Source organism: Amycolatopsis sp. SID8362, assembly GCF_010550475.1.
GTDB lineage: Bacteria > Actinomycetota > Actinomycetes > Mycobacteriales > Pseudonocardiaceae > Amycolatopsis > Amycolatopsis eburnea.
Map to the genome: position 1 here is coordinate 1 of NZ_JAAGNB010000533.1, position 12,333 is coordinate 12,333.

16 protein-coding genes are annotated in these 12,333 nt (G+C 73.2%); 3 read left to right on the forward strand and 13 right to left on the reverse strand.

Annotated features, from left to right (window positions below):
* The 4 genes from G3I65_RS16710 to G3I65_RS16725 all read right to left on the reverse strand — a co-directional run.
* The coding region (locus tag G3I65_RS16710; RefSeq protein WP_160696936.1) for an AAA family ATPase at positions 1-861 on the reverse strand (861 nt) is incomplete at its 3' end.
* Positions 862-910: 49 nt separating this feature from the next.
* Positions 911-1,381 carry a hypothetical protein gene (locus G3I65_RS16715; RefSeq protein ID WP_160696937.1) on the reverse strand — a complete coding sequence of 157 codons (471 nt, stop codon included), beginning with the start codon at positions 1,379-1,381 and terminating at the stop codon, positions 911-913.
* Between the two features lie 44 nt (positions 1,382-1,425).
* The gene (locus G3I65_RS16720; protein ID WP_160696938.1) at positions 1,426-1,848 is read right to left on the reverse strand and encodes a VOC family protein; all 423 of its coding nucleotides are present in this window, start codon (positions 1,846-1,848) and stop codon (positions 1,426-1,428) included.
* Between the two features lie 554 nt (positions 1,849-2,402).
* A complete protein-coding gene (locus G3I65_RS16725) occupies positions 2,403-4,298 on the reverse strand; it encodes a putative Ig domain-containing protein (protein ID WP_160696939.1) in 1,896 nt (631 codons plus the stop codon).
* A gap of 165 nt (positions 4,299-4,463) precedes the next feature.
* Between G3I65_RS16725 and G3I65_RS16730 the strand changes: the two genes are divergently transcribed.
* The 3 genes from G3I65_RS16730 to G3I65_RS16740 all read left to right on the forward strand — a co-directional run bounded on the left by G3I65_RS16730 (position 4,464) and on the right by G3I65_RS16740 (position 7,370).
* Entirely contained in the window at positions 4,464-5,465 is a 1,002-nt protein-coding gene (locus G3I65_RS16730; RefSeq protein ID WP_160696940.1) for a helix-turn-helix domain-containing protein, read from the forward strand.
* Positions 5,466-5,558: 93 nt separating this feature from the next.
* Positions 5,559-6,461, forward strand: a complete 903-nt coding sequence (locus G3I65_RS16735; RefSeq protein ID WP_160696941.1) for a universal stress protein — start codon at positions 5,559-5,561, stop codon at positions 6,459-6,461.
* A 9-nt stretch (positions 6,462-6,470) separates the two neighbouring features.
* Positions 6,471-7,370 carry a DMT family transporter gene (locus G3I65_RS16740; protein WP_203612406.1) on the forward strand — a complete coding sequence of 300 codons (900 nt, stop codon included), beginning with the start codon at positions 6,471-6,473 and terminating at the stop codon, positions 7,368-7,370.
* Here the strand turns inward: G3I65_RS16740 and G3I65_RS16745 are convergent.
* The 9 genes from G3I65_RS16745 to G3I65_RS16785 all read right to left on the reverse strand — a co-directional run.
* Positions 7,346-8,023, reverse strand: coding sequence for a metalloregulator ArsR/SmtB family transcription factor (locus tag G3I65_RS16745; RefSeq protein WP_160696942.1), 678 nt, complete (start codon positions 8,021-8,023; stop codon positions 7,346-7,348). The genes G3I65_RS16740 and G3I65_RS16745 overlap by 25 nt on opposite strands.
* Before the next feature lie 8 nt (positions 8,024-8,031).
* On the reverse strand, positions 8,032-8,202 hold the full coding sequence (locus G3I65_RS16750; RefSeq protein ID WP_160696943.1) for a hypothetical protein: 171 nt from the start codon (positions 8,200-8,202) through the stop codon (positions 8,032-8,034).
* A complete protein-coding gene (locus tag G3I65_RS16755; protein WP_160696944.1) occupies positions 8,199-8,561 on the reverse strand; it encodes a DUF488 domain-containing protein in 363 nt (120 codons plus the stop codon). Before G3I65_RS16755 ends, G3I65_RS16750 begins: the two co-directional genes overlap by 4 nt.
* Complete coding sequence (locus G3I65_RS16760) at positions 8,558-8,998, reverse strand: MarR family winged helix-turn-helix transcriptional regulator (protein WP_160696945.1); 441 nt, start codon at positions 8,996-8,998, stop codon at positions 8,558-8,560. The genes G3I65_RS16755 and G3I65_RS16760 overlap by 4 nt, the downstream gene beginning before the upstream one ends.
* Positions 8,995-9,894, reverse strand: a complete 900-nt coding sequence (locus G3I65_RS16765) for a universal stress protein (protein WP_160696946.1) — start codon at positions 9,892-9,894, stop codon at positions 8,995-8,997. Before G3I65_RS16765 ends, G3I65_RS16760 begins: the two co-directional genes overlap by 4 nt.
* 63 nt (positions 9,895-9,957) lie before the next feature.
* The gene (locus G3I65_RS16770; protein WP_160696947.1) at positions 9,958-10,419 is read right to left on the reverse strand and encodes a GreA/GreB family elongation factor; all 462 of its coding nucleotides are present in this window, start codon (positions 10,417-10,419) and stop codon (positions 9,958-9,960) included.
* A 92-nt stretch (positions 10,420-10,511) separates the two neighbouring features.
* The gene (locus G3I65_RS16775) at positions 10,512-10,691 is read right to left on the reverse strand and encodes a hypothetical protein (RefSeq protein ID WP_160696948.1); all 180 of its coding nucleotides are present in this window, start codon (positions 10,689-10,691) and stop codon (positions 10,512-10,514) included.
* Positions 10,692-10,696: 5 nt separating this feature from the next.
* Entirely contained in the window at positions 10,697-11,959 is a 1,263-nt protein-coding gene (locus G3I65_RS16780) for an FAD-binding oxidoreductase (RefSeq protein ID WP_160696949.1), read from the reverse strand.
* A gap of 109 nt (positions 11,960-12,068) precedes the next feature.
* Positions 12,069-12,333, reverse strand: a 265-nt coding sequence (locus tag G3I65_RS16785) for a helix-turn-helix domain-containing protein (RefSeq protein WP_160696950.1), incomplete at its 5' end; no start/stop codon positions are given.

A 12,333-nucleotide genomic window follows, 5' to 3' on the forward strand; every position in this document is an offset into this window, starting at 1 on the left:
GGCCCAGAGCAGGGTGGCGTCCCCGAGTGGCTCGGCGGCGGCGATGAGCAGGAGCCGCCGCGTGTCGGCGGGCAACGGCTCCAGCTGCCGGACGAAGGACTGTTCGATGCGCCCGGCCAGCGCCCCGGGCTGCCCGACTCCGTCGGCCAGCTCGGCGGCCGTCCACGCGCGGGGCAGCTCCAGCAGCGCCAGCGGGTTGCCGTGGGTTTCGGCGACGATCCGGTCGCGGACGCGGTCGTCCATCGGCCCCTTGAGCACCGAGGCCAGCAGCGCTTCCGACTCGGCCTCCCCCAGGCCGCCGATCGGGAGCTCCGGCAGCCCGGCCAGGTCGGGATCGGGCTCGCGGCCGGACTCGCGCAGCGCGAAGACCACGGCGATCCGCTCGGCGAGCAGCCGGCGCGCGACGAAGGCGAGGACCACTTCGGACATCCGGTCGAGCCACTGGACGTCGTCGACCAGGCACAGCAGCGGCTGATCCTCGGCCACGTCGGCGAGCAGCGTCAGCACCGCCAGCCCGACCAGGAACCGCGTCGGCCGGGCGCCGGAGCTGAGCCCGAAGGCCGTGGCGAGCGCGTCGCGCTGGGGTTCCGGGAGGCGGTCGAGCCGGTCGAGGTACGGCGCGCACAGCTGGTGCAGCCCGGCGTAGGCCATCACCTGCTCCGATTCGACGCCGACCGCGCGCGCGACCCGGAAGCCGGGGGCCTGCGCCTGGGTGTACTCCAGGAGCGCGGTCTTGCCGATCCCGGCCTCGCCGCGCAGGACCAGCACCTGACCCCGCCCCGCCCGGGCGTCGGCCAGGAGCCGGTCGAGGGTGGCGCGTTCGCCGTGCCTGCCGATCAGCGCGGGCCCACGCCCCGGCATGCGAACCTCCCACGGCCGGCCGGCGACGACCGCGCCGGATGACCGAACACTATCCCAGCGGGCCGCCGTCACCCGTCGTCGCGTACCGCGCTTCGATGGCCTTCGCCGTCTTCGCCAGCTCGCCGCCGAGGACGCGCTTGCCCAGCAGCCCGAGCAGGCCGCCGAGCAGCCGGCCCTTGAAGTTCTTGCCTTCCCGCACCACGACCGCGTCGACCCGGGTCGTCCCGTCCGGCAGCCGGGTAAAGGTGTAGGTGTGGCCCGAGGCGCCGCCCCAGGTGTTGGAGTCGGTGGTCGTCATCACGACGCGGGCCGGGTCGGACCAGTCGTAGCGCAGCCGTTCCCAGACGCCACCCGAGCCTTCGGTGACGTCGGCGTGCGACGGGCCCTGCTCGTGCACCCGCAGGTACTCGTTCGCGCTGCGGCCGAAGAGCTTCGCGCGCTCCGGACCGAAGTCGGTGAGCCCGGAGAGGAACTGTTCGGGTGTGGCGGTGGTCAGCTGACGCAGGTGGATCGTGGACATTCCGGTCTTCCTCGGTGGTGTGGGGTGGTCGGTGGCCGCGGCGGTCAGGCGCGGCCGGGGAACCGGGTGGTGATCTCCTGGACCAGCCAGGTGTTGCCGTCCGGGTCGCTGAACGACGCGAACGACCCGTAGGTGCCGCGGTCGGGGTGCACGCCGGGGGCGAAGGCCCCGGTCGCGTCGCGGTGGAACACCTCGCTGACGGCCACGCCGTGCCCGGCGAGCTCGGCCCGCGCCGCCTCGATGTCCTCGACGACCAGGTAGGTGCCGCGGACCGAGCCGGGAGCCGCGTCGGTGATGCCGGTGCCGAAGTGCACCGACGCCGCCGACCCCGGCGGGGTCAGCTGGACTACCCGCGAACCGCCGAAAACGATGTCGGCGTCTTCGCGCCAGCCGAGCGCCTTGTAGAAGTGCTTGGTCCGGTCGGCGTCGGCGACGGGCAGGACCACGACCTCGAGCTTCATGTCCATGGGTGCGGAACTCCTCGGTTGTCCGGCGGCGGGGTTCGCCGCTCGACGACCAGAGTGGTCCCGGCCAGGCCTCCTTCGCCCCAGGGAGACACCCTGGTCGGTCCCGGGCCAGTGCCCCGGGGTCACCGGCGCTGCTCACCCCGGGCAGTGGCCCTGGCCCTGGCCCGCCGTTCCCGCGCAGCGCGATGCCGATCAGGTCCCAGCCCGGGGTCCCGTCAAAGTCGTGCCCGCGGTCTGCCCGGCGTCGCGGCGATGCCGTGAAAGGGTCATTCATGTCGTCTGACGAGGTGAACGACCCTTTCATGACATCGCGGATCGCCGGATCGGCCGTGCTGCGCGACTTTGCCGGGACCTGAGGCCCCAGCCGGTCAGCGGCGCCGCCACCTCGTCCGGGGGCGTCAAGCCGAACAGGACGCCGGCCGCTGCGGGTCCTCGACCGCGATGGGAGCCGGGTGGCCGAAGCGGGTCGCGCCGTCGAGTCCACCGCGACGGAGGGCCCGGAACGAGGAGAAGGCCGCCCCGGGAACCCCGGGACGGCCTTCCACTGGCTTCACTCAGCTCAACGTCAGCGCGGTGTCGTCGACGCAGAACGACGTCTGCAGGGACGAGTCCTCGGTGCCGGTGAAGGTCAGCGTCACCGTCTGCCCGGCGAACGCCGAGACGTCGACGGTGCGCAGCTGGTAGCCGGTCGCCTGGTTGAGGTTCGAGTACGACGCGAGGGTCGTGGACCCGGCCTTGACCGTGAGCTTGTCGTACGCCGTCGTCGTGGTCGTTTCGGCGGTGTCGACGTGCAGGTAGTAGGTCAGGGTCGCGTGGCAGCCCGCCGGGATGGTCACCGACTGCGAAACCGTGTCCGTGTGCGTGCTGCCGTAGCCGTCGAGGTAGGCGAGGTAGGTGCCGCCGTGCGGGGCCTCACCGGAGGACGACGTCGAGATCACGCCGCTGGACGCGGTCCACGGGCTGGTTCCGCTCTCGAACCCGGGGTTGCCCAGCTTCTGGCCGGAGCAGCCACCGCCGCCGGACGGCGAGATCGTCCAGGTGAAGGTGGTGCTGCCGGTGGCTCCGGACGAGTCCTTGGCCGTGGCGGTGACCGAGTACGTGCCGGCGGTCGTCGGGGTGCCCGAGATCAGGCCGCCCGAGCCGATCGACAGCCCGGCGGGCAGGCCGCTCGCCGTCCAGGTGTAGCCGCCGCTGCCGCCGGACGCGGACAGCTGCAGGCTCGCCGCGGTGCCGACGACGCCGCTCTGGCTGCCGGGGTTGTTCGCCGTGACGGGGCCGGGGCCGCTGCCGCCGCCGGTGAAGGCCGCCGTGCCGTTGGGGGTGCCGAGCCCGGTCGGGCCGTCCCAGCCCGCGCCCGCCTTGCACTGCACCGCGGTCGAGCAGCTGCCGTTGCTTCCCGAGGTGACGTCGTAGAGGTTCCCGGTGTGCGAGTACGGGTAGGCGCCCGGGGTGTCGGACGTGCCGGGCGTGCCGGCGAGCGCGTACACCGACGCGATGATCGGCGCCGACGCGCTGGTGCCGCCGTACACGGCCCAGCCGCTGCCGCCGTAGGTCTGGTACACCGCGACACCGGTCTGCGGGTCGGCGACCGCCGAGACGTCGGCGACCGCGCGCTTGGCGCAGCCCGTGGTCACGTTCTGGAACGACGGCTTGGCCACCGAGCCCGAGCAGCCGCTGCCCGCGCCGCTCCACGCCGTCTCGCCCCAGCCGCGCGTGCTGCTGTTGCGGCTCAAGGAGGTCCCGCCGACGGCGGTGACGTACTGCGACGACGCCGGGTAACTGATGCCGTAGCCGTTGTCGCCGGTGCTCGCGGTGATCGCGACGCCGGGGTGGTGGAAGTAGCTGGTGTCGTAGGAGTTCTCGCTGCCGTCCTCACCGCCGCCGTAGCTGTTGGAGACGAACTTCGCGCCCATGGACACGGCCGTGTTCACCGCCGTGCCGAGGTCGGCCATGCTCGGCTGGTTCGCCTCGACGAGCAGGATGTGGCAATTCGGGCAGATCGCCGAAACCATGTCGACGTCGAGGGAGATTTCTCCCGCCCAGCCTGAATCCGCGGTCGGCAATGGGCTGGTTTGGCCGTTTTCGTTCACTTTCTTGAAACAGCCGTTCGCGGTCGTGCAGGCGGGCAGCCCGTAGGTGGACCGGTAGGCCGCGAGGTCCGATTCCGCGTTCGGGTCGTCGTTCGAGTCCACAATGGCCACGGTGGCCGACGCGCTGCCGCTCGCGGTGAGGTTGTAGGCGGAACGCAGGTCCGTGGGCCCGAACCCGCTGGGCAGCGCGTTCGGGGCGAGCTGGGCGCGCATGGTGTCGGTCTGCCGTTCGGCGAAACACGTGACCATGCCGGGCCGCGCGTCCTGGGCGCAGACGCGGGCCGTCGGGTGCGCTGTGGACGGTGCGGCCACGGCGGGCACTGCCGGGGCGGTCAGAGCCAAGGCCGCGAAGCCGGCCATGGCGAGGATTCTTCGAGCTGAACGGGACACTATCCCTCCAGGGAATTTCCTACGAACGGCGATGGGATGCCGGTGTCCCGTTGTCTACAGTTCGTTCAGCCCTGGTGGTGGCGCACTGGTGCCAGTGGCGCAATGGTGTCGGCTCGCCCGTGGAGGTGCCCCCGAATGGTCCCCGAAACAACTGGCCATCTGGTGACTCTCGGCCTCAAACCGGACGAAGCCGAAATCTACCTCGGCCTACTTTCGTCGGGCCCCGTTCCGGTCGAGCGGCTCGTCGCCGACACCGGCCGCGAGCCCGCCGAAGTCCGCCGGCTGCTCGACGCGCTGGCCGAGGTGGGCCTCGCCGGCGCCGTCGACGGGCCCGGCTCGCCGATTTCGGCGCTTCGTCCGGAACCCGTGCTGGAAGTGCTGAGCCGGGAACGCGAGACCGAGCTCGCCAGGGCCCGGCTGGCGATGACGCGCCTCTACGAACAGTGCCGCCGGTCGTCGGACGCGGACCCCGGCGGATCGATGATCGAGGTGGTCAGCGGAACCGTCGCGGCCGAGCGCGTCCGGCGGCTCGAGCGGGCCGCGCGGACGGAGGTCCGCGGGCTGGATTCGCCGCCGTACTACGCCGACGCGGACGCCAACGAGATCGAGCTGGAGAACCTCGCCCGCGGTGTCCGGTACCGCGCCGTCTACGGGCGGCTCGCGCTGGAACGGCCCGAGTACGTCGCGGAAAACATCCTGCCGTGCGGGAAACTCGGCGAAGAAGCCCGGATCCTCCCGGAGGTGCCGGTCAAGCTGCTGATCATCGACGACGACTGCGCGGTGCTGTCCGGCGTGGACCGCACGGTGCTGCTGGTCCGCCCGTGCGGCTTGTTCGACGCCCTGGCCGGGTTGTTCGACATGTGCTGGCAGGTCGCGCTGCCGCTCGGCCTCGCCGACGACGGCTCCGGTTCCCCGATCCGGCCCAGCGAACGACGGCTGCTGGGCCTGCTCGCCGCCGGGCTCACCGACGACCAGGTCGCCCGGGTCCTCGGGGTGAGCAGGCGGACGATGTTCCGCTACCTCGAGAACCTGATGGCCCGCACCGGCGCGGCCAACCGGTTCCAGCTGGCCCTGCACGCCACCCGCAACGACTGGATCTCCGTCCCCGCGGCGCCGATCCGGTCCGTGCCGGGCTGAGCCGCCACGGTTGGGCCGGCCCCGGCCGGGTAGCCGAGTGGTATCCGGTGGCGCGGGCCGGCGGCCACCGACTGATCGTGATCGGAGGTTGTCATGTCCGGAGCGTCCGCGGCACAGCGCTGGGTGCTGGCCGGCTACGACGGATCCGACCAGGCCGCGGCGGCGGTGGAGTGGGCGGCCGAGGAAGCAGCCAGCCGCGGCGGCGCGCTGGCCGTCGTCCAGGTCGTCCACTGGCCACCGCCCAGCCCGCAGCCGGTGCCCGGCACGGACGAGGCGGAACAGGAACTGACCGCTCGCACGCACGCCGAAACCCTGCTCTCCGACCTCGCCGACGAGCTCGGCAAGTCCCGGCCGGAGCTGACCGTGCGAACCAGCGTCGAATCGGGCCGGACCGGCGAGACGCTGGCGCGCGCCGCCCGGGAGGCGGAACTGCTGGTGATCGGGGCGTCCGGGCGGGGCGCGCTGCCGCGGGTCGTGCTCGGGTCGACGGCCGCCGAGCTGCTGCATTCGTGCGACCGGCCGGTGGTCGTGGTCCGGTCTTCCGACTCGTACTCCGCGAGCGGGCCGGTCGTGGTCGGCGTCGACGGGTCCGAGCTCAGCGCGGCGGCCGTCGCCTTCGCCTACGACTTCGCCGACCGGCACCAGCGCGAACTGCTGGCCGTGCACGCCTGGGCCGACCTGCCGATGCACGCCACGGAACCCGTCGGCGGCTGGGCGGAGGACTGGCAGGACATCAGCCGGCGCGGGCAGGAGCTGCTCGCCGACTCCCTGGCCGCACACGCCGAGCGGCACCCCGACGTCGTCGTCCGCCGGACCGTCAGCATCGACCGGCCCGCCCGCGCCCTGCTGGACACCGCCGACGGCGCCGCGCTGCTGGTCGTCGGCAGCCACGGCCGCGGCACCCTCGGCAGGCTGCTGCTCGGCTCGGTCAGCCACGCGATGATCTACCACGCACCCTGCCCGGTCGCGGTCGTGCACCCGCCCGCGAAGGACTGAGCGGAGCCCATGGCTGTCAACGCTCGCCCGACGTGGGCGATGGCCGCCGGAGCGCTCGGGGTCTCGACGTCGGCGGTGCTGATCGGGCTCTCGGGTGCCTCGCCGGGGACGGCGACGTTCTACCGGTGCGCGCTGGCCGCGGTGATGCTGCTGCCCTTCGTGGTCGTCGAGTGGCGCCGCGAAGGCCCGCCGACGAACCGGCAACGGCTGTTCGCGCTGGCCGCCGGCACGCTCTTCGCCGGGGACGCGCTGTGGTGGACCCAGGCGATCGGCGAGGTCGGGGCGGGCCTGTCGACCGTGCTGGTCAACGCCCAGGTGGTGCTCGTCCCGCTGCTCGCCTTCGTCGTGGACCGGGAGCCGGTCAGCAGGCGCTTCCTGGTGCTCCTGCCCGTCATGGTCGCCGGGATCGTGCTCACCGGAGGCCTCCTCGACCAGGGCGTCGGCGGCACCGACCCGGTCGCCGGCACGATCCACGCCCTCCTCGCGGCCGTCTGCTACTCGGGATTCCTGTTCCTGCTGCGACGCGGCGGGAGCGCGGGCCACACCGTGCAGGCCTACCAGTACGTGGTCGCGAGCGCGGCCCTGGTGTCGCTCGGCGCGGGGTTCCTCTGGCACGGCATGACACTGGCGCCCGGCTGGGCGCAGTTCGGCTGGCTGGTCCTGGTCGCCTTCGGCGGCCAGGTCGCCGGGTGGCTGCTGGTCGCGCTCGCGACCCCGCGGCTCCCCAGCGAAGTGGGCGCGGCCCTGCTCATGCTGACGCCGATCGGCGCGCTGGCACTGGGCGCGCTCGTCCTCGGCGAGCGGCCCACGGCACTGCAGCTCACCGGCAGCGCGGTGGTCCTGGCCGGCGCTTACTTCGCGTCGCGCAACACCTCCCGCCGTAGTCAAGAGTTCGACACGGTCAGGTGAGCCAGGCACAGGGACGGCTCGACGAAGGGGTCGAGCCGCCGCGCGTCGACCGGCGCGCGCACCTCGGCCAGGACACCCTGCATCAGGCCCAGGTGCAGCGAGCACACCACATCCCGTTGCTGCTGCGCGATTTCCCGGAACGGGCAGTGCCGGAGCGGGATGACCGGGTGGCCGGCGTCCTCGGCGGCACCGGGCGCGAAGCCGGCGTCGGCGAGCACGGCCGACAGGCGCCGGATCCCTTCCTCGGCGTCGACGCGCTCGAACGGCGTCGGCCGCTCGACCAGGTAGCGCCCCCATTCCCGCCCTGCGGTGATGGCCGCCTGCCGTGGCTGCGGTAGTTCACCGGCGACCAAGGTGGTCAGCATCGTCGCGAGCAGTTGGTAGCTGCGCTGACCGGCGTCCCGCACGGTCGCGCGGTAGACCATCCGGGGCCGGCCGGGCTGGGTGCGGTCCTCGACGTGCCGCTCGGCCAAGCCGGTGTCGACCAGGTTGTCCAGGTGGAAGCGGGCGGTGTTCGCGTGCAGGTTCGCCGCCGCCGCGACCTGCCGCACGCCGAGCGGCTCCGCTGCCGTGCGCAGCAGGTCCAGCACCCGGGCCCGGCTCTCGCCCAGCGCGGCGCGCGAGGTGGCATCGGTCAACGGCAGTTCACGCATGCCTGATTTTAACCGAACTGATTCGGTAAAACACCCGGCTCGCGAGACTGAGGGCTCGGGCAATGCGTCTCCGGATCGACCTCGGCGTCCTCGATGAACTGGCCGCACTCCGGGCAGGCGCGGTTCAGCCAGCACACCGGGTCACCGCCGGCCGGCGGGTCGGCGTCGGGCAAGGTCATCGGTGCTCCCCGAGGAGTCCGGCCAGGACCGCGGCGTGACTGTGCGCCACGTCCTTGGTCGCCGTGAGCAGCGTCAGCGGTCCCCCACGCGCCAGCGCACGGAGGCGTTCGAGCGCTGCCCGGGCCGGGTCCGCGTCCAGTTCAGCGCGGTACCGGTCGGCGAAGTCGGCGAACTTCCCCGGCTCGTGGCCGAACCACTCGCGCAGCTCGGCCGAAGGGGCGACGTCCTTGGTCCAGTCGTCGAGGTCCAGCGCGTCCTTGCGGATCCCGCGGGGCCACAGCCGGTCCACCAGGACCCGGACGCCGTCCTCGGACGCGGGTTCGTCGTACACGCGCCGCACGCGCGGCTGTCCCGTCATTCGCCACCTCCGTCGCCGTTGTCGTCCCAGCTGGGCAGGGTGAGCGCGGTGCCCAGCCGCCGGAGCTCGTCGCGGTGCAGCGCGCTCAGCTGCGCGAGGGCCCGCTGCCCGCCCGCGGTCAGCTGCACCCGCACGACGCGGGCGTCGGCGGGGTCCGGCGCCCGCTCCACCAGATCCTGTTTCTGGGCCCGGTTGACCAGTTCGACGACGCTGTGGTGCCGCAGCTGCAGCCGCTCGGCCAGCTCGCGCATCGTCGCCCACTCGCGACCGGGGAAACCCTTGAGCGCCAGCATCAGCTGGTAGTGCTGCGGGGTCAAGCCGTGGCGGCGCACCGTTTCCTCGCTGAAGCGCAGGTAACGCCGGATGCCGAAGCGGAAGCGCGCGAGCTCCTCGAAGTCCTGCTTGGTGAGGCGCACGCGCTCGTCCTTCGTCGTCATGGCTCCATCAGACCACGTCCACACCGACGGACGACCGCGACCGGACAGCCGGCGTGCTGCAGGACCGCCTGGCTCACCGACCCGGCCAGCGCCGCCCGCACACTCCCCCGGCCCCGGGTCCCGACCACGACGAGCGCGGCGCCGGCGGACTCGGCCACCAGCGCGTCCTGGGCACGGCCCTGGACGAGCCGGAGTTCGATCCGCGCGGTGGCCAGGCGTGACCGCCACGGCGCGAAGACGCGCTGCAACGTCCGCCACTCGGCGGCTTCGGCGAGCGACCAGTCGTCGGTGACCGCGGCGAGATCGGCCGTGGCACGCGGGGCCCAGGCGTGGACGGCGGTGACGCCCACCCCGCGCTGCGCCGCGGCGCGCACGGCGAATTCGACGGCGTGCGTGGAGCGGGACGAACCGTCGACACCGACCACGACGCGCGCGGCTGAGCGCCCGGGTTTCGTGGGCCGCATCGGGCGGACCACGACGACGGGGCACGCGGCGTGCCGGGCGACCCGGGAGCTGACGGATCCGCCGAGCATTCCCCGCACGCCGCCCAGTCCGCGGCTGCCCAGGACGAGCAGCTCGGCGTCGTCGCACTGGGCGAGCAGGGCCGGCGCCCCGGCCCCGATCACCAGCCGGGTGCTGATCTCCAGCTCGGCAGCCACCTCCCGCGCGCGCCGCACCGCCTGCTCGGTCACCGACCTCGCGACGTCGGGAACACCGAAGTTTTCGTACGGGCACGGCAATTCACCCATGACGGCCCAGGACGGCGCTGCCGCATAGGCGTGCACGACACGCAACGGGAGCCGGCGGGCCGCCGCTTCCGCGGCCGCCCAGTCGAGTGCGTCGCGGGCGGACTCGGTTCCGTCCACCCCGACGACGATCGAACGTCCGCGCCGCATCGGCTCACCTCGCTCCTCGGCAACCCCATATGTATCGTAACACGATATATGTGGGGTGATCGCCTACCGGGCAAGCCGCCGGAACCGCCCGTAGGGCTCCGCGTCGATCAGGGTGACCCGAACCGTGGCACCGTTGGGGACGCGGTAAGTCCGTTGCTCACCTCGTTTCGCGCCGGCCAACGCGCGTCCCAGCGGCGAGTCCGGCGAATAGACGTCGAGGTCGTCCTGTCCCGTTTCGTCGCGCGAGCCGAGCAGGAAGGTCTCGGCGGTGGCGCTGTCGTCGTACTGGACGGTGAGCACCATGCCCGGTTCGGCGATGCCGTCGTCGGGCGGATCTTCACCGACGACGGCGTCGCGCAGGATGTCGTCGATCTGGCGGATCCGGTTCTGGCGGTGGCGTTTCCGCACGATGCCGTCGGGATCGTCGCCGCCGGAAACGCTTTCCGCGCGCAGCAGGCCGGCGCGCTCCCGGACCAGGCTGCGGTGGGTGTGCGGCGTCAGCCACGGACGAGCCGAGGTGGTCATGGTGGTTCTCCTTCCGGGAAGTGGGCGTCCGTGGGGGCTGGACGGGAGGGGGAGGGTCCCAGCCCCCACGGACTTCGGAGAGCCCGCGTCGGTCAGCGGGGCTCTGGCTTGCCGAGCGCACCCGGTGAGAGGGCACCCGCGTCGATGGCGAAGCCGGTGGCCGCCTTCAGGAGGATGTCCTTCTCGGTGCGCAGCAACGCGTTCTCGGCGCGGAGCCGGATCAGTTCGCTCCGCTCGCCCGGAGTCAGCGCGGCTTCCCCGTTCGCGGGCACGGCGTTCAGCGCAGCGGGTCGAACGGGCGGAGGGCTTCGGGCTGCTTGCCGGTGGTGATCCGCTCGGCGAGCAGGCGCCCGGTGACGGGGCCGTGGGTCAGCCCCCACATCCCGTGCCCGCCCGCGACGAACAACCCGCGCGCGCCGGCCGCGCCGATCACCGGGCGGCCGTCGGTGCTGACCGGGCGGGAGCCGACCCAGACGTCGGTGCGCTCGTCCCACCGGATGCCGGTGAGCAACGGCCGTGCCGAGGCGATGATCGCCTCGACCCGCGCGTCGTCGAGCGGCGCGTCCGGTTTCCGGAACTCCATGGTCCCGGCGACCCGGAGGCCGCCGCGGTACGGCGTGCACGCCACCCGGATGCCGGGCAGGTAGATCGGGCCCGGCACGGGATCGTCCGTCGGGACGGTGAACGAGTAGCCGCGCCCGGCCCGCACCCCGACGGTGACCCCGAACCGCTTGCCGAGCTCGCCCAGCCACGCCCCCGTCGCCAGGACGACGGCGTGCGCGGACAGCGTCTGCCCGGCGGCCGACCGCACGGCGACGGCGTGCGGGTGTGGGCGCACGGAGGTGACGGCGAAGCGGTGCCGGATGGTGCCGCCCCGGCTGACCACCGCGCGCGCCAGCGATTCGGCGAACCGGCCGGGGTCGACGTACCGCTGGCCGTCGAGCCGGACGCCGGCGCCGCCCGGGACGTTCAGCTGCGGGAACCGCTTCGCGAGGTCGGTGGCGGTCAGGCCGGTGTAGGCGATTTGCTGCCCGGCTTCGCCCATGCGCCGCAGTTCCGCGAGCAGCCCGGCCGCCTGCTGGGCGGACTCGAACACCGCCGTGATGGGCGCGTCGATGGTGGGGGCGTCGACACCGTTCGCGGTGAGGACGTCGAACGCTTCGAGGCATTCGTCGTTCAGCGGCAGGTTGGCCCGGACCGCGCGGGTCCAGGACGCGCCGGTGCAGTGCGCGGCGAACCGGGCCAGGAACGCCCACAGCCCGGGGTCCGGGGTCGCGGGGACGTGCAGCGGCGCCTGCCGGTCGAACAGCGTCCGCAGGCCGTAGCGCAGCACGCTCGGCTCGTTGAGCGGGATGGCGAGCCCGGGCGAGAGCCAACCGGCGTTGCCCCAGGACGCTCCCGCGGCGACGCCCGCGCGGTCGACCACGGTCACCCGGACCCCGCGTTCCTGCAGGAACCACGCGGTCGACAGGCCGACCACGCCGGCGCCGATGACGATCACCGAGCGCGGGCCGCCGTCCAGCCGGTCGGGTTCGGGCATGAGGTCCTCCGTGGCGCGAGTGGTGCTGATGCGGCCAGGATGACCCGGATCGGGGCCGGGGTGGTTGTCCGAACCGGACAATCCCGGTCGGCGCGTTTGTCGCTTCCGGTCAAACCGGTGGCTCGGCGACGGCCAGCTCGATGATCATGGCGAGCCGCTTCGCGGGCACGTCGAGCTGCAGGGTCGTCACCTCGGCCATCTTCCGCAGCCGGTAGCGGATCGTGTTCGGGTGCACGCCGAGCCGCTCGGCGGCCTGCGCGAGGTCGCCCTGGGTCTCCAGCCACGCGCGCAGGGTGCCGAGGTAGCCGGTGCCGTTCTCGGCGTCGTGGCGGGCGAGGTCGGCGATCGGCCCCCGGGCAGGGGCCCGGCCGGCC

Coding starts and splice junctions, on each gene's coding strand:
- G3I65_RS16715 (WP_160696937.1), bottom strand. CDS start 1,381: ATGTCCACGATCCACCTGCGTCAGCTGACCACCGCCACACCCGAACAG.
- G3I65_RS16720 (WP_160696938.1), bottom strand. CDS start 1,848: ATGGACATGAAGCTCGAGGTCGTGGTCCTGCCCGTCGCCGACGCCGAC.
- G3I65_RS16725 (WP_160696939.1), bottom strand. CDS start 4,298: ATGGCCGGCTTCGCGGCCTTGGCTCTGACCGCCCCGGCAGTGCCCGCC.
- G3I65_RS16730 (WP_160696940.1), top strand. CDS start 4,464: ATGGTCCCCGAAACAACTGGCCATCTGGTGACTCTCGGCCTCAAACCG.
- G3I65_RS16735 (WP_160696941.1), top strand. CDS start 5,559: ATGTCCGGAGCGTCCGCGGCACAGCGCTGGGTGCTGGCCGGCTACGAC.
- G3I65_RS16740 (WP_203612406.1), top strand. CDS start 6,471: ATGGCTGTCAACGCTCGCCCGACGTGGGCGATGGCCGCCGGAGCGCTC.
- G3I65_RS16745 (WP_160696942.1), bottom strand. CDS start 8,023: ATGCGTGAACTGCCGTTGACCGATGCCACCTCGCGCGCCGCGCTGGGC.
- G3I65_RS16750 (WP_160696943.1), bottom strand. CDS start 8,202: ATGACCTTGCCCGACGCCGACCCGCCGGCCGGCGGTGACCCGGTGTGC.
- G3I65_RS16755 (WP_160696944.1), bottom strand. CDS start 8,561: ATGACGGGACAGCCGCGCGTGCGGCGCGTGTACGACGAACCCGCGTCC.
- G3I65_RS16760 (WP_160696945.1), bottom strand. CDS start 8,998: ATGACGACGAAGGACGAGCGCGTGCGCCTCACCAAGCAGGACTTCGAG.
- G3I65_RS16765 (WP_160696946.1), bottom strand. CDS start 9,894: ATGCGGCGCGGACGTTCGATCGTCGTCGGGGTGGACGGAACCGAGTCC.
- G3I65_RS16770 (WP_160696947.1), bottom strand. CDS start 10,419: ATGACCACCTCGGCTCGTCCGTGGCTGACGCCGCACACCCACCGCAGC.
- G3I65_RS16780 (WP_160696949.1), bottom strand. CDS start 11,959: ATGCCCGAACCCGACCGGCTGGACGGCGGCCCGCGCTCGGTGATCGTC.